Origin of the sequence: secondary endosymbiont of Ctenarytaina eucalypti, assembly GCF_000287335.1 — a bacterium.
GTDB lineage: Bacteria > Pseudomonadota > Gammaproteobacteria > Enterobacterales > Enterobacteriaceae.
Genome location: NC_018419.1, coordinates 739055 through 763963, shown reverse-complemented (window position 1 = coordinate 763963; position 24909 = coordinate 739055). Strand labels below are relative to the sequence as shown.

Here is a 24909-nt window from a genome sequence, read left to right as displayed (position 1 = left end):
GCCAGGACAGGATCCTCTCATGAGCGCGAACCGCATGATCTTGCCTTAAGGCATCTCGATGTAAGCTCACTGAGAAGACAGGAGTAAATATATTTACTCAATAGTGTTGCTAGTACCATGATCGTAACTGCGCCGTTATGCATCAGCGTCTTACTGCTAGTAACGATCTCGGGAACAGGCCGGTAAACTTATTATCGACATGTGATCATTGAAAGAGTGAGATGCGGGTTAACAATACTTCCAGATGGTATGCTAATTGTTTCTGACTATAAGTTACCGATCGTTGAAATGATCGGCAATGGTCAAATCGCTGAACTAGATTTATACTTATAGGTATACCTATAAGTATAATAATAGCCTAATAACGGGCTCTTTCTGGGTTATGCAGGTACTACAAAGGCTCATGTATTTAATAAAGAATTGATATTGACTTAATGTAGATTGATTCAAAAAATACGATGGTACGGTAAAAATCGTATGATGATGCTAGAATAGCTACAAACAAACAAATCACTCCGGAAAAGAGGGTTATAATAAAATGAACATAGCCATTATGTTACCCGGAGATGCAAGATGACGGAACTAGCCGTTAAACATATTATACTGGGTGTCAGCGGCGGCATCGCTGCCTATAAGACTCCAGAGCTCGTTCGTCTTTTGCGCGAGCGTGGCGCTGAGGTGCGTGTAGTTATGACGGCGTCGGCTAAAGCATTTATTACCCCCTTAAGCCTGAAGTCGGTATCAGGTTACCCTGTAGCAGAAGATGTTTTGGATTCCTATGAAGCAGGGCCGATGAGTCATATTGAGCTGGCAAAATGGGCGGATCTGGTGCTTCTTGCACCAGCAAGCGCTGATTTATTGGCGCGTCTAGCAGCTGGAATAGCTAATGATCTACTAACTACGCTCTGCCTTGCGACAGAAGCGCCTATCGCTGCAGCGCCAAGTATGAATCAGAAAATGTACAGAGCAGCTGCTACACAGGCGAACTTAAATACGTTAAGCGGCCGAGGCGTACTACTGTGGGGGCCAGATAGCGGTTGTCAGTTATGCGGCGATATCGGCCCAGGCAGGATGTCTAATCCTCTTGTGTTGGTAGATCAAGTAGAACAGTATTTTACACCTTCTCCTACCCTACACCACCTGAATATCATGATAACAGCTGGGCCGACCCGAGAAGCTCTGGATCCTATACGTTTTCTTAGTAATCATAGCTCTGGCAAGATGGGTTTCGCCATTGCTAGAGCTGCTGCGGCCAAAGGCGCACGAGTGACGTTGATCTCGGGACCTGTCTGCCTACCAACGCCAGCGGATGTGCAGCGTATCGACGTAACCAGTGCGCTAGAAATGCAGGATGCGGTGATGGGCAATATCCACAAACAGCAAATTTTTATTAGCTGTGCAGCGGTGGAGGATTATCGCGTCCGCCACTTTTCTCCAGAAAAAATCAAAAAACATAGCGATGATTTAATCATTACCCTGATTAAGAATCCTGATATAGTAGCAACTGTAGGCGCATTAAAAACACAACGTCCTTACGTCGTCGGATTTTCTGCTGAAACTCACAATATGGAAGAGTATGCCCGTAAAAAGCGCATTAATAAGCAGATGGATTTAATTTGCGCCAATGATGTTTCTCAGAAAGGACAAGGATTTAATAGTGATAACAATGCATTGCATCTTTTCTGGCAGGATGGAGAAAACCTGTTACCTCTAAGCGACAAATCACAGCTTGCTCAGCAATTGATTGACGAGATTTGTAGCCGTTATGATGAAAAAAATCGACGTTAAGCTATTGGACCACCGTTTTGGTGATCGTTTTCCGCTACCGGCTTATGCTACTATAGGCTCTGCCGGTCTCGATTTGCGGGCCTGTATCCATGAGCCTCTTGTGCTAGATCCGGGGAAAACAAGGTTAATCTCGACCGGGTTAGCGATTCACATTGCTGATGCTAATCTAGCGGCTATTATATTACCGAGGTCCGGTCTAGGTCATCAGTGCGGTATAGTATTAGGTAATTTAGTGGGGCTAATTGATTCAGACTACCAAGGGGCGCTGATGGTCTCGGTCTGGAACCGAGGAGAGTATGCATTTACTTTAAAACCAGGAGAGCGTATGGCGCAGATGATATTTGTTCCGGTCGTGCAGGCGGAGTTGAATGTAGTAGTATCCTTCGATGACGCCAGCGAGCGTCGAGATAAGGGATTTGGGCACTCTGGTCGACAATAGATTCTGAAGACTCGGTCCATGATACGGTATCGAACAAATATTTTTTGACGCTATAGGACCTCGCCCGTTAAAAATATGTCTGGTGTTTAGCGACACGATTGACAGTTATGATAAAGAAAGTGATTTTGCATGAATGAGAGGGCGAGAGCATAGGACATGCAACTAACGCGAGAAGGTATTTCTGCATAAAGAATGAAACACTATCAGTCCATATTGGTGTTTCGGAACGACGCTTCACCGTCACTATTTCAGTAAAACAAAAATTACAGAGAGCTTGAATCGGGATGATGCATATGTTATACGAGTGTCTCATCTGGGTTTCTCTGAAGGTAATGCAGGACTCATGTGCATTATTATCAGCTATATGCTCTATAACGTTTGAACAAGATCGATGTTAAGGTCGCATCGATGAGCTGCATGAGAGTATTTAGGGCAGTTTTCGCTCCGTTTTTGGGTCTTGCCTTAACAAAACTTACATTAAGAGGCGGCATTTCAGCTAGAGTAGTCGTTTCTCTCCATAGTGATATTAGCTTCTTTCGAAGGGATGCTATCGCGATTGTTACGTACTGAATTGAAACATCAGCCCGTGAAGAGTGGTGCGCATTGCAGCACTGGAACCTGCTGCTTTTGGAGAAGGTCAATGAGCTGTTTTGTGTCAGATACAGTATTTTTTCTGATAGTCTAGGACCGCCTCAAGGTGGTCGGCCATTTCGTCTTTTTGTTTTAGATACGTGAGAAGATCGAACAGCGTGATGATAGCAAGTACCTTGCAGCAATACTCTCCCTCTATTTCCTGAATAGCAGAGGAATTGCCACGCCCTTTTTCTCGCCGATCTAGTGCAATCAGCGCCCCAGAAAGCGTTGCTTGATGATCATTGATGATAATCATTGACTCTCGGATGGCGGTACCCATGGTAATGACGTCGTCGAGAAGCATGACTCTCCCCTGGAGAGGACTACCAATCAGGATCCCGCCTTCACCGCGTTGCTTGACTTCCTTACGGTTAAAACAATAAGAAACATTCCACTGATGCTGCTGAGCCAGCGCCACAGCAGTTGTAGTAACAATAGGGATCCCCTTGTAGGCAGGCCCGAATAACAGATCAAATCTTAGGTCTGAGTCGACTAATCTCTCCGCATAAACTTGCCCCAAAAATTCTAGATCACGCCCTGTATTAAATAAACCAATATTAAAGAAATAGGGGCTAACACGACCGGATTTAAGTATAAATTTGCCGAATTTTAATGCCTGCCTTTTTAAGGCATACTCGATAAATTTATACTGATATGTTTTCATCAATTTTTGATTTCTCACTATAAGAACGGACAAGACTGCACTGTAGTTAGGGTCGCTCTGGGTGGATCATAACATCACTTCGGCCCTGGATATGAGTTTTCTCGATCGTGCAATGCACTATAGATGTGCAGTGCACGATCGAGAAAATGATAGAGTGTGTAATGAGCTAAACGCCAGCATGACCGCTTCTGATACGATGTTGAAATTGTTCGTCATTCCTAGCAGCGTAATCTTGTTTAGTGCCTTGACTATTTCTATCTCCGCACCTTATTTTTTTTATCATAGTTACGTAGAGATAGCTGAATATCAAGTGTTTAATTTTATGTTAGGCAAAAAGTTTTCTCTAACATTGCATAATTGCCTTACCTAAAAGGCAAGGCAGCCTGTTGTTATACGCAGTGAAATAACTACACGTACCACATTATGTATCGTTACTAAAACGACGGCGCCGTCCGCTGTCACGGCGGTCACCACCATAGTTGCCACGGTTAGCGCTCGGTATGCCGCGGCGTTCGCTGTTACGAGTCGGTGACTCACCTATGAACTTCATATTCATTGGCTTGTTTAGAATACGCGTACGTGTAAAGTGAGATAGAATTTCTCGCGGCATGTTTTTCGGTAGCTCAATTATTGCATAAGAAGAAAATAATTTAATATTACCAATATAGCGGCTACTGATATCGCCTTCGTTGGCGATCGCGCCGACTATATTACGAACCTCGACGCCATCATCACGACCGACTTCGATGCGGTAAAGATTCATTTCTCCTAGGTCACGGCGTAAACGCCGCGATGAACGTTCACCAGCGGCATCCCTGCGCTCGTCCCGTTCACGGGGGGGGAGGAGGCGCTCTAGCACTGTATCCTTCGGAAGAAGGAGAGGGCGTTGGCCTTGGGCTATTTTCAACAGCGCCGCTGCGAGCGTTTCCATATCTAGCGCTTCCGCTGGCAACAGTTTAGCTAGAAGTGTGCGGTACATGTGTAGATCGCTGCTTTCCAGGTGGGTTTTTACCTTACGGGAAAACTTTTCCAGGCGGCGGGCTTCTAGTACTTCAGCGCTCGGTAGTGCTACTTCCGGGATAGTCAATTTCATGATGCGTTCAATATTGCGCAATAGACGTCGTTCGCGGTTTTCTACAAAGAGCAGTGCACGCCCCGCACGTCCAGCACGACCTGTACGGCCGATACGGTGTACGTAGGATTCGGCATCCATGGGAATATCATAGTTCACGACCAGGCTGATGCGATCAACATCTAGACCGCGTGCAGCGACGTCAGTTGCAATTAGAATATCTAGTCGCCCATCCTTTAAACGATCAAGTGTCAGCTCGCGTAGTGCCTGGTTCATGTCTCCGTTTAGTGCAGCGCCATTGTAACCACTGTTTTCCAGTGCTGCGGTTACTTCTAGTGTAGCACTTTTAGTGCGTACGAAGATAATAGTTGCGTCGAAATCTTCGGCTTCTAGGAAACGTACAAGTGCTTCATCTTTACGCATTCCGTGTACTGTCCAATAGCTCTGGCTGATATCAGGGCGGGTAGTTAAATTGGATTGAATTCGCACTTCCTGTGGCTCATTCATGAAGCGGCGGGTAATGCGGCGAATTGCGTCTGGCATGGTGGCGGAAAATAGAGCCGTCTGATGCTGTGCGGGCACCTGAGTTAAAATGTTTTCCACATCTTCGATAAAGCCCATACGTAGCATCTCATCGGCTTCGTCCAGTACTATCCCGCGTAAATTAGACAGATTGAGTGTGCCTCGTTTCAAATGGTCTAGGAGGCGGCCAGGAGTACCGACCACAACCTGTGGTCCCTGACGCAGAGCGCGTAATTGCACTTCGTAACGCTGCCCTCCGTATAGGGCGACTATGTTGATACTTTTCATATGCTTCGCAAAATCAGAGCAGGCTTCTGCAACCTGCACTGCAAGTTCGCGGGTCGGTGCCAGTACTAGCAACTGAGGCACGGATAGCGCAGGATTGATATTGTGCAATAGCGGAAGAGAAAACGCAGCGGTTTTACCGCTACCCGTCTGCGCAATACCCAGCACGTCACGTCCGGCTAATAAATGCGGGATACAGGCGACCTGAATAGATGACGGCTTGTCATAACCGAGATCAGTGAGCGCACTCAGGATAGGAGCATTGAGCCCCAGATTGGTAAAAGAGGTTTCTACTTCAGACATGTATACGAGCCTTATTTTTTAATGGCCGCCAGTCTACATACCTCGTACTGAAAACTTTTATTCATTTTCATCAAAAGTGTGAACCGGCTCAAATGAGATTTAAAACAAAAAATAAACCCTCAAACGCGCAGGTGCAAAAAAAAGAGTAACGCGGGCTATATAAATTTTTTGTCAGCTATTTCTGGTCCGATTCTGATAGATGGTTTTGTACATGTGCTAAGCTTCAATTGAAACAATGCATAGTAGTAGTTAATAAAATTATACATGTTGTTAGTAACTGTCAGTGTTAACAGTGGTGAAGACGCCTTATTATTTCCTAGACTCAGATGATTTTGCTGAAATAGCAGTCACTGTCTGAGTCGTTACATCCGCCTCAAGGCAGACTATCAGTATTGATTATCTCATGGACCTCAGATTAAATCTCTCTTTCTTTTAATTCGTTTTTATACCAAGGTGTTGTAGAGGGCTATCTATAGTACGCAATTATAAGGTGTTCGGGGGAGACCTCGAACTTTTTTGTGCTTAGTATATGTTGTTCAGCATATGCCGAAAAATTAATATTTTCTTGGCATATTGAGTTTAATGCTATGATACAGCACTTTTCCCTCATAGCATAGCTCTAAGGATTTTTACTAAATCAGGCTCTGGTGCGTCAGTGTTTTTGTTTATATAATTTACGATGAGCCTTTTCATAGCGCGCGCTGGTGTAACCACGACAAGAACTTTCTTGTTATCCTACCAGGATTAGCACTTTGACAACAATCAGCTATGTTAAGTAAAACGCATTTTTGCTTTAGGCACTACAGCGGTTCTGTCGGCGGATGCTAGCTTCCTTGATGCTGAGTCGCACGCGACCTTGACGGTCAACTTCCAGAACCTTTACCTGAACTATCTGGCCTAGTGCTAGGTAATCGGTTACTTTCTCTACATGCTGATCGGTGATTTGGGAGATATGTACTAATCCTTCTTTTCCGCCTCGGATCCCAACAAAAGCACCAAAGTCTACTATGCGGGTTACTTTACCATTATAAATACGACCGACTTCTATTTCTTCAGCGATCTCTTCAATGCGGCGAATTGCGTAGCGCGCTTTATCGCTGTCAGCAGCCGCTACTTTCACGGTGCCATTATCTTCAATTTCGATAGTTGTACCGGTCTCTTCGGTCAGAGCACGGATAACCGTCCCACCTTTACCAATGATGTCTTTAATTTTATCGGGATTAATTTTAATGGTATAGATACGAGGCGCCAATGCAGAAATATCGGCCCGTGGCGAGCTGAGTGTCTTATCCATTAGGCTGAGGATGTGCATGCGCGCACCTTTGGCTTGATTTAGGGCTACTCGGATGATATCACGTGTGATGCCTGAAATTTTTATATCCATTTGCAGCGCGGTAATACCTTCACGGCTACCAGCAACCTTGAAGTCCATATCGCCCATACGATCTTCGTCTCCTAGAATATCAGATAACACAACGAAGCGCTCGCCTTCTTTTACTAGACCCATGGCGATACCGGCAACGGCTGCCTTGATGGGCACCCCGGCGTCCATTAGAGCGAGCGATGCGCCACACACGGAGGCCATAGAGGATGAGCCATTGGATTCTGTAATTTCCGATACCACGCGCACTGTGTACGGGAATTCGCTGGCGCTTGGCATCACCGCTAGAATAGCACGCTTTGCCAAACGGCCATGGCCTATTTCTCGACGCTTTGGTGATCCTACGATACCAATTTCGCCAACGCAATATGGAGGGAAATTATAGTGTAGTAGGAAACGGTCTGTTCTTTCACCCATCAATTCATCAATATTTTGTGCATCTCGTTCGGTGCCAAGGGTCGTGGCGACCAAGGCTTGGGTGTCCCCGCGTGTAAAGAGCGCAGATCCATGGGTACGTAGCAGGATGCCGGTACGCATATCTAGTCGACGAATCATATCGTTTTCACGGCCGTCGATGCGTGGTTCACCGCACAATATGCGGCCTCGCACAACGGTTTTCTCGAGAGAAATTAAAATATCTTTGATTTCAAATATGTTTACGTTTTCGTCTTCGTGCGTTAGCGATGCTACGATATCGGCTTTAATTGACTCTATCGCGGTATAGCGCTCTTGTTTTTCGGTGATACGATAGGCTTCTCTAAAACGGGATTTCGCTAGTTTTGTGATTTGTGTCTTAAGATCGAGGTTAACATCCTTAGCTTTCCATTGCCACTTTGGTTTACCGGCTTCAGTCACGAATGTATTAATATTTTCGATTACTACCTGCTGCTGTTCGTGGCCGTATACTATGGCGCTTAGCATTTGGTCCTCGCTTAAAATCCTCGCTTCGGATTCTACCATCAGCACTCCCGTTTGAGTACCAGCTACCACTAAGTCTAGGTGGCTTTCAGCGAGTGCCGTCTGTGTCGGGTTTAGAACATATCGATTATTAATGTAGCCAACACGTGCAGCGCCGATAGGGCCGTTGAACGGAATACCGGAGAGGCTGAGCGCAGCAGACGCACCAATTATCGCTACGATATCAGGGTTCACCTGAGGATTAACGGATACAACAGTAGCGATAATCTGCATTTCATTCAGGAAGCCTACTGGGAAAAGCGGACGGATGGGACGATCAATCAGGCGCGAAATCAGCGTTTCGCTTTCGCTTGGGCGGCCTTCCCGGCGAAAAAATCCGCCCGGGAAACGCCCTGCGGCATAAATTCGCTCTTGATAGTTCACAGTCAGCGGAAAGAAGCACTGCCCCAGTTTTGCTTGTTTTTCGCCAACGACTGTCACAAATACTGCCGTATCGTCCATGCTGACCATGACTGCGGCAGTCGCCTGACGTGCCATCATTCCAGTTTCCAGTGTTACGGTGTGATGGCCATATTGAAACTTGCGAACAATCGGATTTAGCAAAATCATTTCCTTTGTAAAGTACACGATACGGTTACATTAACCGCGCGCCATTGACTAAAAACTGCTTATTACATACTCGCTATTAATCACAATCTTTCATAATTGTGGAATGAATACAGCTCGCTTATATATGTTTATGATCACATATACAGACAACCCCACGACTGGGTTACTCACCCCCTAGAAGAAAGGGGCCAGATAAGGCCCCTTTCTCTGAAATAGCTTGGTTTAGCGCCGTAGACCCAGGCCGTCAATAATGCTGACGTAACGTCCCACATCTTTATGCTTCAGGTAGTCTAGTAGTTTACGACGCTGCGCAACCATACGCAGTAAGCCACGGCGGCTGTGGTGATCTTTTTTGTGTTCCAAAAAATGGCCTTGTAGGTCGCTAATTTGAGCGGTTAAAAGAGCAACCTGTACTTCAGTGGAACCGCAATCTTTGATATCACGACCGAAATCAGAAACACATTTCGCTTTCGCTTCAACACTTAAAGACATAGTAACGCTCCAAATATCACTATAAAATGCTTGCAGCAACAGATTCAGGCCGATTGCTAATTTAGATAATGATTTTATAAGACCCTATATTATACGCTTAGAGCTTGATTAGCACAAGCCGATCACATTATTACGCAAGGAAAGGTAAAAATTAAATGTATTTTTTAGCAAATACAGTCTTTTTTTGCACAAATATTTTATCCCCTTTCTGCAGATGACTGCTGACATCTTTTAGCTGAAAGATAAGTATTTTTCAAAGGTGGTCTAGAAAGAGTGACACTTTTAATTGCTCTTGTGCCATTATTAAATGTTAACACGCTAATAATCTTGATGCAGCATAACGTCAAGTATTTAGTGCATTTTAATTGCAAAATTTTTAATGTCCGAAAATGAGATCTGCTAGATTCTTTGAATCTTCAGGGAGCTCTAGTGAGAGAATTGTTTCTCTTGGTCTAGAGGGTTGTTCCGCATGCTTTCAGGTGAGGCCGGAGACTGTTATTAGCATATTGTGAGTGATGTAGACTTATGATCATTCTCTGTAAGATTAAGAGTTAAAACTTAAATAAATTTATCTTTCTTTATGGTGGCGTAGTTGATTAAGTGCAATATCATTATCATTTGATATCAATTTTTTAATGCTAAATTTTGTATACTATAGCGGCAAACGTTTTAGTGCGATGTTCATTATAAAGCATCCTAGTTAGATATAAAAAACTATCATTGATATACGAATGATCAGTGCCGTATGCAGGGATGTTATGCGGATATTGTAGTAGCCTGTAGACTATTTTGATGCATTTGAAAAGTCTCAACAATGCTTCATTGTTGAAGAAATAAAAATAGATTATTAGCTTAGTGAATCGATAGTTTACTACACAGCAAGATAATAACACAGAAAGATGATCACACTAGACTTAGTGAAACGCCATTTTTGATCCTACAAGGATTGAGTACAAACACTTGATAAAAAACAGCATGATGGTCTATCATTTAACAAATCCCATCATGGTTATTATAAGAAATAAAGCTAGCTAAAAGTGTTTTTCACTAACTTGCTTGATAAGAAGGTTCTCATATAGCACCGTCTCTGACGATATAGATAAAATCAATCAGAATATTCCGGATGATGAAATAGGCACTGAGAGTTTCGGGGGTATGATGATTTTATAAGACCTTGCCTGAGCTATCTTCTTAATAAGATAGCTCTAAGGAGGGAGGTCTTAAATACATAGCTTTTGTACGGTCAGTGATTATTTAATTACTGATGCAACAGGTTGTTTCATTAACCTAACGCACACAGCGCAACCTAATTTTTTTACACAATGTCTGATGTGTCATATGGAGGCATAAAAAATCTGGCTTTGCTTGCCTCACAAGCAACGTCACCCCCAGCATATGCAGGGGGTGACGACTCCCTACAGTTTTACCATTCTAGATTAAAAGAAGCATTATACATAATGTCATTTCCTCCAGAATAAGCAAGGCCGATTTTAACCGCTGCATTTTCATTCATACGATACCCGCTACCGACAGCCAACGCTTGTGAAGAGCGGTAACCGCCTAGACCCGCAGTGACATTCGCTTTGCCGACACAATAAGGTTGGAAAAGACCCGCTAACGCAGCGGAAGCGGCTAGCCCTCGGTCAATTTTCGTGTTGGTTTTAGATACTTGCTGTTCAAGCCTATTAATACGTGGAGTATTATTTTGCCCCATAGTATAGGCGGACCTAGCAGTTCTTCTAATGCGATTCAATTGAACATGATTAACAGGAGGATGATTATCTTCAGTAGTATTCGCTACACTGGTACTGGCTATTTCTCCAGAAGTGCCCGCAACCGCATGGTACTTTTCTTCGAGACCTGCACCCATATGCATTGTATGGCTTGTGTTTTTAGAGATCTTCAGATTTTTGCGCGAAGCCTTAGAAAGCATGCTTGTTGGATGAGCATCTTCCTGCGCAACAGCCGCTAATGCTGCTTTGTTAGCAGCGGTGTAATATAGATTCGTATGCGAATCTTCATCTTCTTGAGCGGCTACTGTTTTGATGTCTTTTTTAGATGCAGTGTCGGTATTTTTGTATGCATTAGCATCGCTAGCGGAACGCTGCGCCCGTTCTTTTTTTTCTTGTTCGGCTAGAGTAAATTTTCTGTCTAAACTATTTACCGTGCTATTTACCGTACCGATTCTTTTATCTATACTCTCTTTTAGGGTATTTAATTGATAAAGATTCACGGCATCAGTTTCTTCGGTGCCGGAGGCAACATGAGTAATTTGAGCGTATTTTCTATAGAATAGTTCATCGTTAGTATCATCCTCATATGTGCCACCAACAGAGACTTCAGCAAATCGATTATCAATCTGCGCTGAAGCGTCCGAATTATAATAAAGCCCCCTATTTGGCATTTCATTTGCAATTTTCTCATTGAGAAACGAAACGTATTTTCTTGTTGTGGATGCATGACTACCTAATGCTGTTGAATGCTCTTGGTACGCTTTGGCTCCATGTCCAATTGCAGTGGTCTCCGATGCACTTGCTTCTGTGTCTTCACCCATCACATAAGCATTTTTACCAGTACCAGAGTGTGTAATTTCATCTGCGATTGCCGTATAAGGCAATGCGGTCAGAGTGCTGATAATAGCGTACGAAAAGACGGTTTCAGGTAAAAATTTTATTTTACTTAACACTCTTTTTCTTTCGCTGATGATTGCCGTGTGCGTATTATTGCAGAGATGAAATGCACTTTTTAAATCTTTTTTTAATAGAGAATGTCTATTCTTTTGAAGTAGTTTATCTATTATTTTTTCTTTGCTTAGTGGTGCTGTTTTTATTTTTTTGTTTTTAACTAAAATTACTTTAGAAGTAAAAATATTATTTACGCTTAACCGTTTATTTTGAATAAAAACATGATCTGTAAGTGCTGTTTTTAAAGCATGGATTGTTTGCATAGCAGATGCTAAATAAGCAACAGGAGGTACGTTTAATAATCTAGCTTTTTTTTCTGTTTTATTCATAATCATTCCCTTTTTGAAATAACGTGGTTACATCATTTATGCGAAAAGACGAGCTTATGAGCATGATTTAAAATATTCATCAATGAAAAAGAAAAATAAAACGAGTTATATTGATAGTATCGATTCATTTTTTTAATGGAACATTGTACTTGTTTTTTTATAGAAAATGATGCTATTAGTTTTAATATTTATATTTTTATCCTATTAATATAGGAATAGCATTTCATAAAGTGATTAAAAAAACTTTATGTTGTCTTGAATAATTTTCAAGAGAACGGGCTGATTTATTTAAATAGTTGTTGAATAAATAAAGAGTCTGTGACGATACTACTTTCGTACGAGTCATTGTCGAGCAATGCCTATTTTATTAGCGGGCTATGTTTGCAACATGGCCCGCTTTTCGCCAAAATCATATGCGATAGCATCATGGTGCATTCTGGATTAGGTCAACAGATGTCCATCAGCCGCCTAGGATTCCTACTGGTGTTGTATGATCCAGATTGGCACCGAGTGATGCGTAATTTAAATTTTCAAATCGCGAAAGAAAGTCGCGACTCAGAGTTGTTAGCAATGTACGAAGATCAAAGAAAGAAAAAATTTTCATGATAAAGATCATTACTTTTATTATATGCAGTATAAAGAAAGCAAGAATCTATCTACAATCATTGTAGATAGTAGAGTCAGTCCTAATGCGATATTCATTCAGGGTCACAGGCTCAACATGTCTTGATATAAACGATATGCCTTATGTTTATAAGTGGGTTTTTCTATTTTTTCTATTGAAATGTATAACTAATTATACATGAAACTATAGTTGTTACAAGTTTATAGCATTAAAAATAAAAAGACGCTAAATAAGCGTTAGTAGTATAACCTAATCACTCAGGTCCATCTTTTATCTTTTATAAAGCAGTTAAAAATCATTAACTTCTGATCGAATAAATAAGCATTTCGACGCGTTGACTAGTATAGGACGCTATTTCAGCAATCGATTCGGTGTGCAGTCTTAAAAAGAGCGAACCTTGGTTCGTCGCATCTATCCGCGTATCGATAGCTACGAGGATGCAAACAACTATCCAGAACATTTCTTAACAGACAGAAAACATACTGATGATGTTATTTTTTAGTAAAGTATCTTTTTAGGCGGTGTCATGACTTATATGAGGTTGAGCTTGAGGACTTTATGTTAGAACAGCTCATGACCGCAATAAACCAATAGGATTAAAGTCTTATTGTAATTAAGCATATGATGTTATGTTTTTTATTCGAATCAAGTGTCTTGTTTGCTGTTAGGCATGACATAACTCTTCTCCTAGAATAGGAGTTATGGGATAAAAACCAGAAAGAGTCTGCTATATATTCCGCTGCATCATCTTTTAAACAGTGCGATCTAGAGGATCACACTGCTGATCTCTCTCCCAAATATCTATCTGTTAACAAAATTTTTTCATAGCTATTTGAACAAAAATTTTTCACAGGTTCTTGACGCCTGCGATTAATGCGGCTGATTTTCGAAATCTAGCGCTGTTGAACCAAACGGCATGCATAACGATTTCGCCAAGGAGAAGTTGATTGTAAAGTGATTGTGACACTGTAAGACATATACCTAGAATCAAAAATAGTTAAGTACGTTGACGATTGCTGTCGTCTCGCTTATTTTGGTGATCACTGAAGAGTGATATGAACCGGAGCGTACCTGTTTTAGGTAGTGAGCTGCAATGATGACATAGTGAATTTACGAGGTCTCATACGGAGCTACTCAGATTCGGATTTTTAAACATATAGTTACCCTAAGAGTACAACTCAGCCGACATGATGCGCTCCTGCGTGACTGGAATAAGGAGCGCGCGTTTTTGCTTTAATAAAAGCGCATGGCAGTAACATGCATCTTAAATAAAATTAGCCACCACTGCTCTGATTGTCTTTAGCCTTGGCTGCATTAAATCCGGAAGAGCCGCTGTATGTGTAGGTACTGATCTATGATCGACCTGCAAAGATAAAGTTTATTTATAGCACTCCCAATATTAGATCAGATTAATCCCCTGCTGCGTTGTTCAACACTCTCTTACTGTATGTTCTGTGCCCGCTAAGTAAACATTTTAGGCTGATGCGATTCATCATACGAGAAATTATCTTATTTACACCTTGACGTTTCATGTTACTAGTCACTGCCTATTCCCGTGTTTTCAGTTAAGAATGAGCTGCACCCCGAGCGACGGCCTCAGATAGCGTAACATTTTAGTTAATTAATTTCTGTAAGACTCTAAGTTAGCAATTAAAAACTTTTTTATCATTCTCACGGGAAGTGAAAGCCGCATCCGAGTAGAAAATATTCCGCTACAACGTCCAAGAAAGACTGTTTCTTGCTATTTGGTCATAGACCAGTGATCCAGCAATGCTGTCAGAGAGCCGAGCTTCTTTAGAACTTTTTTGCAAGTAGCTGAGGTGGTTGAAAGAATCGTTTTCTATAGAAATTATTTTTAAATAATGGGAGCGGGTGAAGTGAATAATTAGCAGAATATAAATATATTCAACAAGTTCTCCCGAAAATGACCGCCTGTATCATTTCGTCATCGCATAGGGGTCCCGGTGATGACGTGGCCGCTTCTGAATGTTATGAAGTGCATTTATCGTAACAGAAAAGAACCATCAAAGCCGATCGCTTTTATGAGAGACATGACTAATATAACGCTTTGTTGAGGAAATAATAAAGCCGTTTACCCCACCACCTTAAGATGCGCAAGATTAGCCAGTCTGTATTATGAGTATAACTATGCGGTTGAAAATTAGCCCGTGAAACAGCACTAGCGATAACTGGAAAAAGATATTCACGGATCACTCAGTGTGCTAATTAAAACAGCGATGTTCTGTTTCAAAATATTCTCTAGCCTAATGATGTCTGATGTTTCATGACGATTCCAGGCGGCAGTTGAGACAGCGGGCAGAGTGAATGTATTGAACCAAATTACGCTGTTAGGAATTTGGAAAACCAGGCGGGTCACTTCCCTATCTTCCGGCTAGAGGCACCCTAGTCATTAACTAATCAACGCATGAATGAGGTCAGACTATTAATTATTTATGCTAACACTGTTAAGCACTTGTCTCTAGATTATCTTCTAGAGCGGCCCCGCACCTGGGATAGCCAAAATAACATATTGATAACTTTATATGCACATCACAGCTGCCTAGCGGTCGAGAGTTTTGTAAGAATAGTGTTGACAGGCAAAAATTTTTATCAACAAAACTAGAATTCAAACACAAAGCAATAAACTTTGCGTTATTTCATTTTTTATTTCATATCACCTTTATCACAAGATCAAAGATCATATTGATTTATTTTTCAGCTTTATAAGAACCTGTTTATTATCTGGCGTTGACGGGTGTTTCATGAAATCTCACAACATGCTTCTACGTTGCAGCAAGTAATCAGCTCATTGACCCGACAAATCAATTTTTTCAACAACTTATTCTATGGCTTCTCGGTACTGCATTGCTATTCAAAGGCTAACGTCGTTTGGTTAATAAGATTTTTCTATACCTGCATAGAGTCACGTTTTTTCTATTTTCTTTATTGTCACGTCAGGAGCAACGAGCTAATAATAAGATCATGTCTTGTCAAGACGTCTTCTGCGCGAGCGTCACAGTGTTTCACTTAAGGATCCCTGTCTACCATGCAAGAACTTTATCGTCCTAAAGAGATCGAATTCACCGCCCAGCAATACTGGGATGCACATAATACGTTCAGGGTCACTGAAGATTCTGGAAAGGAAAAATACTACTGTCTCTCCATGCTGCCCTATCCCTCTGGCCGTCTGCATATGGGGCATGTACGTAACTATACCATCGGGGATGTGATCGCACGCTATCAGCGCATGCTAGGAAAAAATGTCCTTCAGCCCATAGGATGGGATGCCTTTGGTCTGCCAGCCGAAGGAGCTGCGGTGCAACATAATACCGCGCCTTCGGCATGGACCTACACTAATATCGCTTATATGAAGCGCCAGCTAAAACTGTTGGGCTTTAGTTACGACTGGAATCGTGAAATCACCACGTGCCGACCAGAATATTACCGTTGGGAGCAATGGTTTTTCACCCGCCTGTATAAACAAGGCTTAGTGTACAAAACGACCTCGGCGGTCAACTGGTGCCCACAGGACCAGACGGTCTTGGCTAACGAGCAAGTAATCGACGGTTGCTGCTGGCGCTGCGATAGCAAGGTTGCGCGGAAGGAAATCCCGCAGTGGTTTTTAAAAATTACTGCTTACGCTGATGAGCTGCTGTACGGTCTAGATAAGCTAGAGAGCTGGCCTGAAAAGGTAAAAACCATGCAGCGTAACTGGATCGGCCGTTCAGAAGGAGTGGATGTCACTTACAAGGTTGTCGATAGCGAAGAAACCCTCACGGTTTACACCACCCGCCCGGATACCTTGATGGGCGCCACTTATTGCATGATCGCAGCGGGTCACCAACTTTCCCTTCAGGCGGCGGTGTCGAAGCCGGCACTGGCCACTTTTATCGAGGAATGCAGCATAACCAAAATAACGCAAGCAGACATGGCTATGATAGAAAAAAAAGGCATGGACACAGGCCTGCACGTACTACATCCGTTGACCGGTGAGAAGTTACCGATTTGGGTCGTCAACTGCGCGTTAACAGATTATGGGACTGGTGCGGTGATCGCGGTTCCGGGCCATAACCAGGGCGATTTTGATTTTGCCCGAAAATATAATTTGCCAGTCAAGTCAGTTATCCGTCACGATGCCGGTAACGAGCCAGATCTTAGCATCCAGCCAATAATCAACAAAAGTGTGCTGTTCAATTCTGGTGAATTTGACGGCCTAGATTCCCAGGCTGCCTACAATGCCATTACCGAGGCGCTTGTAGAGCGCGGTGTAGGCGAGCGAAAGGTCAATTATAATCTGAGAGACTGGGGAGTGTCCCGGCAGCGCTATTGGGGTGCTCCGATTCCGATGATCACGCTTGAAAATGGTAGCGTGATTCCGACGCCTGAAGACCAACTGCCAGTTGTTCTGCCAGAAGACGTGATTCTGAACGGTATTACAAGTCCGCTAAAGACCGATCCCGAGTGGGCTAAAACCACTTACCTCGATCAACCTGCGATGCGTGAAACCGACATTTTCGATACCTTCATGGAATCCTCCTGGTACTACGCACGCTATACCTGCCCAGATTATGACCGTGGCATGCTGAATCCCGATGCTACCTACTATTGGCTGCCGGTGGATCAGTATATTGGGGGTATCGAACATGCCATCATGCACCTAATGTATTTCCGTTTTTATCACAAGCTGCTTCGCGATGCGGGACTGGTGCCCTTCGACGAGCCTGTAAGGCGTCTTCTCTGTCAGGGTATGGTGCTGTCTGATGCCTTCTACTACATTAGCCCTGGCGGAGATCGAGTCTGGGTATCTCCGGCGAAGGTTAACGTAGAGCGAGATAAGAAAGGCTGTGTCGTCAAAGCGACTGATGATACTGGTCGCTTACTCGTATACGCCGGCATGAGCAAGATGTCAAAATCGAAAAATAACGGCATTGATCCGAAGGAGATGATAGAGAAATATGGCGCTGATACAGTGCGCTTGTTTATAATGTTTGCCGCGCCTGCAGAGATGCAGCTTGAATGGCAGGAAGCTGGGGTGGAAGGAGCTAATCGGTTTTTGAAACGCGTGTGGAAGCTTGTGTATGGTCATATACAGCAGGGCGAAGTAGGTAGGCTGAATCTCTCAGCTTTGAACAACGAGCAAAAAGCGCTGCGGCGTGCAGTGCATAAAACTATCATAAAGGTTACCGACGATATCGGCCGCCGCCAGACGTTTAATACCGCTATCGCTGCAATTATGGAACTGATAAACCATCTGGCACGTGCACGTCAGCAAACTAGGCAGGATCGTGCTTTGCTGCAAGAGGCTCTTTTGGCGGTTGTGCGGATGTTGTATCCCTTTACGCCACACGCCTGTTTCACACTTTGGAAAGCGCTCAGGGGAGAAGGGGGGATCGATCAGGCCCTGTGGCCAATTGCTGATGATATCGCGCTGGTAGAAGATACTAAGCTGGTTGTTATTCAGATCAACGGCAAGTTGCGGGGTAGAATTACCGTACCTGCAGACGCCGATGAAACCTTAGTGCGTGAGCATGCATTTCAGGAGCGTGTGATAGCAAAACATCTAAAAGGGACTACAGTACGCAAGGTGATTTATGTGCCGGATAAACTGCTGAACTTGGTTGTGGGTTAACAGAGGAGAATCTTTTGCGATATTACCCATTACCACTAATACTGGCGTTGGCGGTGATAAACACCACAAGTTGTGGTTATCACTTGTACGGCAAAACCGCACAAGTGCCGCCTTTAATGAAAACCATTACATTAAATAGTTATGATCCTTATAGTAAACTGACCCGCGCCATACGAACTGAGTTAACTCTGAACGCTGTGACGCTGTTGGATGCTACCAAGGAACAGCATAATACGCTTCCATCGCTTCAAATTCTTAATGCGTCAGAAAGTCTGTTAATCGCATCGGTACTCCAGGACGGGAAAGCTGCTGAATACCAGATGATACTGAGCGTAAATGCACAGGTGTTGATTCCTGGAAAAAATTCCTACCCTATCAACGTAAAAGTGTATCGTTCGTTCTTTGATACCCCAAGGACGGCGCTCGAAAAAGATTCCGAAAAAGATCTCTTCCTTCAAGAATTGCGACAGCAGGCGGCGCAGCAGCTAGTGCGTAAACTGCTGACGGTTTCTACCCCTGAGCAGGTGGATAAAGTGCTAGAGGAAAAATTGAAAAAGCAAAAATCATGGCATCTTGCGGCCTCAGCCTGATGAGGCATACAGACTCCTCCATATCACGAAAGAAAGCCTCATGATCCGGTTATATGCCGAGCAGTTAGATGCGAAGCTACAGGAGTCATTAGGGCGCTGCTATTTTCTGTTCGGAAATGAACCCCTTCTACTGCAAGAAAGTCAGAGTTGTATTCGCTCCTGCGCACAGAATCAGCAGTTCGAAGAACATGTTAGCATCACGCTAGACGCTACTACAGACTGGTATGCGATCTTTAGCTTATGCCGAGAACGTAGCCTGTTCGCTAGGCGACAGACGCTATTGTTAATCCTACCGGAGAACGGTTTGCAAGCCCCTATGGGGGATAAACTGCTTGAGCTAATATCACTGTTGCATGAAGATTTACTACTGATCGTGCGTGGCAATAAGTTAACCCGTTCCTTGGAAAATAGCAGATGGTTTAAAGCGCTGAGCGCTCAGGCGGTCCTAGTGCGCTGTATCACTCCAGAACAGGAAGAATTGTCGCACTGGGTGGCAAATCGTGCCAAAAGTATGCATCTAACGCTAGATGACGTCGTCTGCCAGACTCTATGCTATTACTATGAAAATAATCTGCTAGCGCTAGCCCAAGTCCTAGAACGGCTTTCTCTCATTTATCCTGATGGTTATCTAACGTTGCCGCGGGTTAAAGGCACATTAAATGACTCCGCGCATTTTACGCCATTTCATTGGGTAGATGCTGCAATAGCGGGCAGAAATAAACGCGCGATGCGAATTCTATGGCATCTGCAGATTGAAAGTGCGCAGCCAGCCCTTCTGCTACGTAGCATGCAGCACGAAGTCTTACAGCTGCTGACCTTTAAAAGGAACCTGCATGCTGTGCCAATAGGCAGATTATTTGATCGGCATAAGGTATGGCAGAATCGCAGGCCTTTGCTTACCCTGGCATTGGAGCGGCTAACTTTCTCGCAATTGCGAAAGGCGGTGGCTTTGATGGTTCATATTGAACTGGCGCTAAAGCAGGATTACGATTATTCCATCTGGTCTAATCTGAATGCATTAGCCCTGCTCTTGTGTGGTAATACCCTACCTACGGGGGCGCTTGATGACTAACGGCACTCTGCGCGCTTTTTACGGCGGCACCTTCGATCCCATTCACTACGGCCATCTTTTGCCCGTGATTGCACTAGCACGGCTTGTCAACCTACAGAAAGTTATCCTCCTGCCGAACCATGTACCACCGCACCGGCCACAGCCGGTAGCGTCGGCATATCAGCGGTTGTCAATGGCGCGCCTAGCAATTGCCGAGCTTCCTGGCACGCTCTTTAGTCTTGATGATCGTGAAATACGTCGCCCAATACCGTCCTGGACAGTAGATACGTTTGAAGATCTGAGGGGAGAATATGGTCCTAACGCAACGCTGGGCTTTATTATCGGGGAAGACTCGCTGCAGACCCTGCCTCAATGGCACCGTGGTTTAGCACTGTTAGACCTTTGTCATATTCTAGTGTGTCTCCGTCCTCACCATAACGACCTGATGAATAGCGGTGAGGGCGATAATTATTGGCTTACTAGCCGCTTAACCCGGAATCCGCAGGCACTATATCAACAGCCTTCAGGAATGATTTATTGCCCTTCGACGCCAATATTTTCGATTTCCGCCAGCGACATTCGGGCGCGTTACCGGCAAGGAAGAGCCTGTGATGGTCTGCTTCCCTCTTCAGTATGCCTGTATATTCATGAACAGGGGTTATACCGCTAGCTATAGAGAACACACATACTGTGGGAATGTTATGTAAGACATTAGAATTTTTAACATCCGTGCCATAGAGGGATTGTTTGCTATATAATGTAATCGTGTGAGTGCTGCTGAACATTTTTACGCAGTCTTATCGCCGTGATGATTGCTATATTTTTTAGTCATTCAACACATGCATGTGTGACCACATACCTCGATATTTATGGATTCAGAGATCGGCATATTTGCCATAGAGGAGGGGTTTTACATACCCCTTCTAGTCTTTTCTTAGAGTAGTTCTTAAGACTCTATATCCCTGACCCCTCTTAATGGTAAAGCCAAATTGTACGAAAGATGTGCTTCTGAATTAGAGGTGATAAGCCTTGAATGAACCGCGATCCTCAGCCTTAGCTGAATATCGGTCTTTTTAAATTACTGTTATTTCAAATAGGTGAAGGCAGTATAGACATGTTTCACCCCAGTCACCTTACTGGCGATGTTAGCAGCAGTTTTTCCTTCAGCATGCGTTACGAGCCCTAGTAAGAACACTTCACTATTTTCTGTGATCACCTTTACATTGCAAGACTTGACTGCGTCGCTGACCAGTAGCTTTGAAAAGACCTTGGTGGTTATCCAAGCATCTAGTGACGCACGGCCAAGCGATACCGGCTTCCCCCGACGGATTGCGTTATAGACCTCATTGGTGCCATCGACGCCTATCGCAATTTTCCTGGCGCGAGCGGCAATCACGGGGGTCGGTGCCTGGCCAGTAAGAAGGACTTTACCCTGATATACGGTATTGATGACGCGATTGTTTTTATTTATAAACTGATCTTTCGCCAGCGCATTAGCGATGCGAGCTTCAAGCGTGCTGTCATCGACCTGGGTGCCGATAGTGCGACGATCAACCGAGGTTTTGGTAGCCACAACCGTAGTTCCAATCACTACCGCGCTGACGCAGCCTTGCAGACTTACAACGGCACACAGCAGGATTGATAACATATGAACCTTCATCTTGCCTCCTGTATCGTCTTAAATTAGGGGAAAGGTTGTGTATCTCTCAAATCACATAGATCTTTTACGATGAACATATGCATCGTAGCTTTTTTTAAAAGTATATTTTTTGACGCATTCACTACTAGTAGTACTCTTGTTAGGCGATAGGGCTTTATTTACCATTCCTAACAGTTTCTGCATAGGCCAAAAATTAGCCTTACCGGGCATGCAATCGTGATCAATTTCTGATGTATGCACACCCCTTGATTCTGTTGGTTGTATGAGTTTACGTGCCGAATCAGCTAAATATATGTTCTTTATGCTTGTATTCCAGGGCGCCTCCCCACATATTAGGTCTTTGGCATACTTTTTACTGGAGGTCTCATGATTGCCAGCAAATTTGGCATAGGACAGCAGGTCCGGCATAAGCTGCTGGGTTACCTGGGGGTCATTATAGATATAGACCCGGAATACTCCCTAGAGAAGCCTTCGCTGGATGACATAGCAGCTGACGATAGTCTTCGTGCAGCTCCTTGGTATCATGTCGTAATGGAAAATGAGGAGGGAAAACCAGTTCATACCTATCTTGCAGAAGCGCAGCTGGGCTATGAATCTTTTCCCGTTCATCCTGAACAGCCAACGCTCGATGAGTTGGCTGAATCTATCCGTCTACAACTGCAGGCGCCTCGTCTAAGAAATTAATCTCATCGTTATCTACGCATGCCACCCTAATGGTATCCCGAAAATAGGGAGAGACATTTAATGCTTAATGCTTCTAGCACTATGAAAGTAAATATACTCGCTTGTATGAGCGGGTAATGTTTGATTATGAAACATATGTATGAGAGTGGTGCTGGATTGCTAAGAAATAAAAATAAATCATTGTAAAGGTTCATGTTATCCGTGATAATTTTAGTGCTATTTCTAGTAAAATTACAGCAGAATAGTATAGCGAAGATTAATTCACGTCATTCTCACTTTATTAGTGCCAGTTAGACTCAGTCAGGCATGTATGGTATTTAATATACCGAAATGGCAAAAAAGACATGCAATGTAGGTGCTCAAAGCAAAACGGTTGCTCGTCCACCCTTCATTGTTCATATTAAAAATATGTATGAAAAAATTAGTGTATGATGATATGACGAGTGATGTGGTATCAGAAAACCTGGGTTACGATCCAGTAATGAAGAGAGGACGCACAATAACACGCTATGCTCGAATACGGTAGGGATAAAAGTGTTATCCTTTATCAGGTTGACTATTGCGGAATGCAACGTTCTATGGCAGTTCTGTTATCAGCATCTGACTCAGTCAGCGTTTTTATTATTGTTACCACCACCCTTACTTGGGCTGCATTATCAAGCAGATGCTTGGTTGTATATTAAAAAATAACCTTCTCTGATAACGAGCAGAGAAGTCAGTAGACTGCATGCACTGTTATAGTACAGTGAATAGATATTCATCTATCAATGATAATCATGCAGTTAGCACTGATGAATATACGGTCTTCCCAAACAATAGCAGCATAATTCTTGATTATTCAATCGTACATCATGAAGATTCTTATCCCGCAGTTACTAGTAACAAAAGATGAAACCATTGCATAATGATAAAACTTAATACGTGCTTGAAAATAGGCTCTAATTAACATTCATGATATCTAAAATAATCAGTCGGCACCCATAGACGCTTGCCGTTTAAATACGCTTTCGTTTAGTTCACAATATTTTGTATGAGCATCGCATAATGCATGATAGTCAAGACTAAGATGAGTGAGCCTATGAAAGGAATTTAATTTATTAAGAAATATAACGTTAGATATGCTAAAGACCGTCCGCATAGCATAATAGTAACGTTAGCATAGATCAATAAATTACATACTTTAATTTATGCAACTATTTTATATCGAGTCAATATAAATAAATAACAGTATCTATTGCTTGATGATGTAAGAATTTTATGCGCAATTTCTAGCAGATCGGTTTTATCTAAAACCTCCCCGCTAAATCTGGAAAACTAGAAAAAATGAATCGCACAATGCTTTTTTTTAAAAAGAGCATTGATAGACTTGCACTTCCGTACTAGTGACAATATATTTGAGATACTACATAGTTTTGACTATAGCAATGTGCAATCAACATTAATTAGAATAGCTGAGATGAAAACGATGCATAATTTGCGTCTGATTTTAATCGTGGCGGTTGCAGTGACGATTGCAGCGCTACTGTTATACGCTCTTTGGATAAACCGTAAAGAGAAGCTAACGGTTTTTCGCGAGCCCTTGGCCAAACGACTAAAAATAGAACCTCAGCATCAGAGCGAGTCGATAAAGTCTGAACGCAATGAGCAGTTAAGTAGAGCCCGACTTTCGCGAGTCTGTTATCTCGACGATGTGAATGATGAACGTATCGATGCCTCGCGCTTTTCAGGTCTCACTGCTTGCTCTTCCCCGTCCTATGAGGCAACAACGCCGGATGAAGAGATCGATCCTCCTCTCAATGCCGATTTCAGAAAATCGGCATGCAGTGCAGATAGACCTCATACCCTGATGCTGACAATCCACAAACCTGATTGTTATACGCCGGCTCACTCACAGGTGGCGCCACGCTGCCATTCTGGGTCAAAGAACTATTATGGGTCTGTGCTCCCTTCGCCTGAATTTGAATCCATCGAAGCAAAAGAGAGTGCAGCGTTGAAGGTGCCGGAAAAAGAAATAGTCCTGGTGCTGCATGTCACCGCCCAAAACGGCAAGGTGTTAGGCGGGGAGCAATTGCTGAAAAGCGTGGGCCAAGCCGGTTTTCAGTTCGGGGAGATGAATATTTTTCACCGCTACTCTAATACCATAGGCGGCGGGCCAGTACTGTTCAGTCTGGCAAACATGGTAAAACCCGGTTTTTTTTATCTTGAAGATATGGCTTCTTTTATGACTCCTGGTATTTCCATATTCATGAAGGTGCCAGGGTATAGCGATGCTCATCAGAACTTCAAGTTAATGGTGGAAGCCTCGCAGTGTATCGCTGATGATTTCGGAGGGTTCGTGCTTGACGATCACCGTCGCATGATAACCTCGAAGACACTTGACGAGTATAAAAAGCGAATTCTTCGGGCACTAAACGTTTATGCTTCTAGCAACTGAGTTCTGTATTGCAAAGATATGTTTGCGAACAACTCCATCCGAAGTTGCTATTGAGTCATCTTTTTCTACTGCTTAAAACTATGCTTATTAGGTTTATGACTCTTGCAATAGTTATAA

General features: G+C 43.3%; 15 protein-coding genes. 9 read left to right on the top strand and 6 right to left on the bottom strand.

Features of this window, described 5'->3' with window-relative positions:
- The first annotated feature begins 573 nt into the window (after nucleotides 1-573).
- Nucleotides 574-1788: a bifunctional phosphopantothenoylcysteine decarboxylase/phosphopantothenate--cysteine ligase CoaBC gene (gene coaBC, locus A359_RS02185; RefSeq protein WP_014888214.1), complete on the top strand. Its 1215-nt coding sequence runs from the start codon at nucleotides 574-576 to the stop codon at nucleotides 1786-1788.
- Nucleotides 1766-2227, top strand: coding sequence for a dUTP diphosphatase (gene dut / locus A359_RS02180; protein WP_014888213.1), 462 nt, complete (start codon nucleotides 1766-1768; stop codon nucleotides 2225-2227). Before coaBC ends, dut begins: the two co-directional genes overlap by 23 nt.
- A 655-nt stretch (nucleotides 2228-2882) precedes the next feature.
- On the opposite strand, the gene pyrE is transcribed toward dut, so the two are convergent.
- The 5 genes from pyrE to A359_RS04180 form a co-directional block, all read right to left on the bottom strand.
- On the bottom strand, nucleotides 2883-3524 hold the full coding sequence (gene pyrE, locus A359_RS02175) for an orotate phosphoribosyltransferase (protein ID WP_014888211.1): 642 nt from the start codon (nucleotides 3522-3524) through the stop codon (nucleotides 2883-2885).
- Between the two features lie 421 nt (nucleotides 3525-3945).
- Nucleotides 3946-5706, bottom strand: coding sequence for a DEAD/DEAH family ATP-dependent RNA helicase (locus tag A359_RS02170; protein ID WP_014888209.1), 1761 nt, complete (start codon nucleotides 5704-5706; stop codon nucleotides 3946-3948).
- A 793-nt stretch (nucleotides 5707-6499) separates the two neighbouring features.
- A complete protein-coding gene (pnp, locus tag A359_RS02165) occupies nucleotides 6500-8608 on the bottom strand; it encodes a polyribonucleotide nucleotidyltransferase (RefSeq protein WP_014888208.1) in 2109 nt (702 codons plus the stop codon).
- Nucleotides 8609-8836: 228 nt separating this feature from the next.
- Nucleotides 8837-9106, bottom strand: a complete 270-nt coding sequence (gene rpsO / locus A359_RS02160; RefSeq protein ID WP_014888207.1) for a 30S ribosomal protein S15 — start codon at nucleotides 9104-9106, stop codon at nucleotides 8837-8839.
- A gap of 1423 nt (nucleotides 9107-10529) precedes the next feature.
- A complete protein-coding gene (locus A359_RS04180) occupies nucleotides 10530-12119 on the bottom strand; it encodes a YadA C-terminal domain-containing protein (protein ID WP_014888206.1) in 1590 nt (529 codons plus the stop codon).
- 318 nt (nucleotides 12120-12437) lie between these two features.
- Between A359_RS04180 and A359_RS04435 the strand changes: the two genes are divergently transcribed.
- The 5 genes from A359_RS04435 to nadD all read left to right on the top strand — a co-directional run bounded on the left by A359_RS04435 (nucleotide 12438) and on the right by nadD (nucleotide 20684).
- A complete protein-coding gene (locus A359_RS04435) occupies nucleotides 12438-12725 on the top strand; it encodes a hypothetical protein (protein ID WP_160142728.1) in 288 nt (95 codons plus the stop codon).
- A 3065-nt stretch (nucleotides 12726-15790) separates the two neighbouring features.
- A complete protein-coding gene (gene leuS, locus A359_RS02145) occupies nucleotides 15791-18373 on the top strand; it encodes a leucine--tRNA ligase (protein ID WP_014888205.1) in 2583 nt (860 codons plus the stop codon).
- A gap of 14 nt (nucleotides 18374-18387) precedes the next feature.
- Nucleotides 18388-18963 carry an LPS assembly lipoprotein LptE gene (gene lptE / locus A359_RS02140; protein WP_014888204.1) on the top strand — a complete coding sequence of 192 codons (576 nt, stop codon included), beginning with the start codon at nucleotides 18388-18390 and terminating at the stop codon, nucleotides 18961-18963.
- Between the two features lie 40 nt (nucleotides 18964-19003).
- The gene (holA, locus tag A359_RS02135) at nucleotides 19004-20035 is read left to right on the top strand and encodes a DNA polymerase III subunit delta (protein ID WP_014888203.1); all 1032 of its coding nucleotides are present in this window, start codon (nucleotides 19004-19006) and stop codon (nucleotides 20033-20035) included.
- Entirely contained in the window at nucleotides 20028-20684 is a 657-nt protein-coding gene (gene nadD / locus A359_RS02130) for a nicotinate-nucleotide adenylyltransferase (RefSeq protein ID WP_014888202.1), read from the top strand. The genes holA and nadD overlap by 8 nt, the downstream gene beginning before the upstream one ends.
- 414 nt (nucleotides 20685-21098) lie before the next feature.
- Here the strand turns inward: nadD and dolP are convergent, their stop codons facing one another.
- Nucleotides 21099-21674 (bottom strand): division/outer membrane stress-associated lipid-binding lipoprotein, encoded by a 576-nt coding sequence (gene dolP / locus A359_RS02125; protein WP_014888201.1) that lies wholly within the window; start codon nucleotides 21672-21674, stop codon nucleotides 21099-21101.
- A gap of 366 nt (nucleotides 21675-22040) precedes the next feature.
- Here dolP and hspQ point away from each other — a divergent pair, with 366 nt between their 5' ends.
- Nucleotides 22041-22358, top strand: coding sequence for a heat shock protein HspQ (hspQ, locus tag A359_RS02120; protein ID WP_014888200.1), 318 nt, complete (start codon nucleotides 22041-22043; stop codon nucleotides 22356-22358).
- A gap of 1456 nt (nucleotides 22359-23814) precedes the next feature.
- Nucleotides 23815-24792: a cell division protein ZipA gene (gene zipA / locus A359_RS02115; RefSeq protein WP_230197406.1), complete on the top strand. Its 978-nt coding sequence runs from the start codon at nucleotides 23815-23817 to the stop codon at nucleotides 24790-24792.
- The last annotated feature ends 117 nt before the right edge of the window (nucleotides 24793-24909 follow it).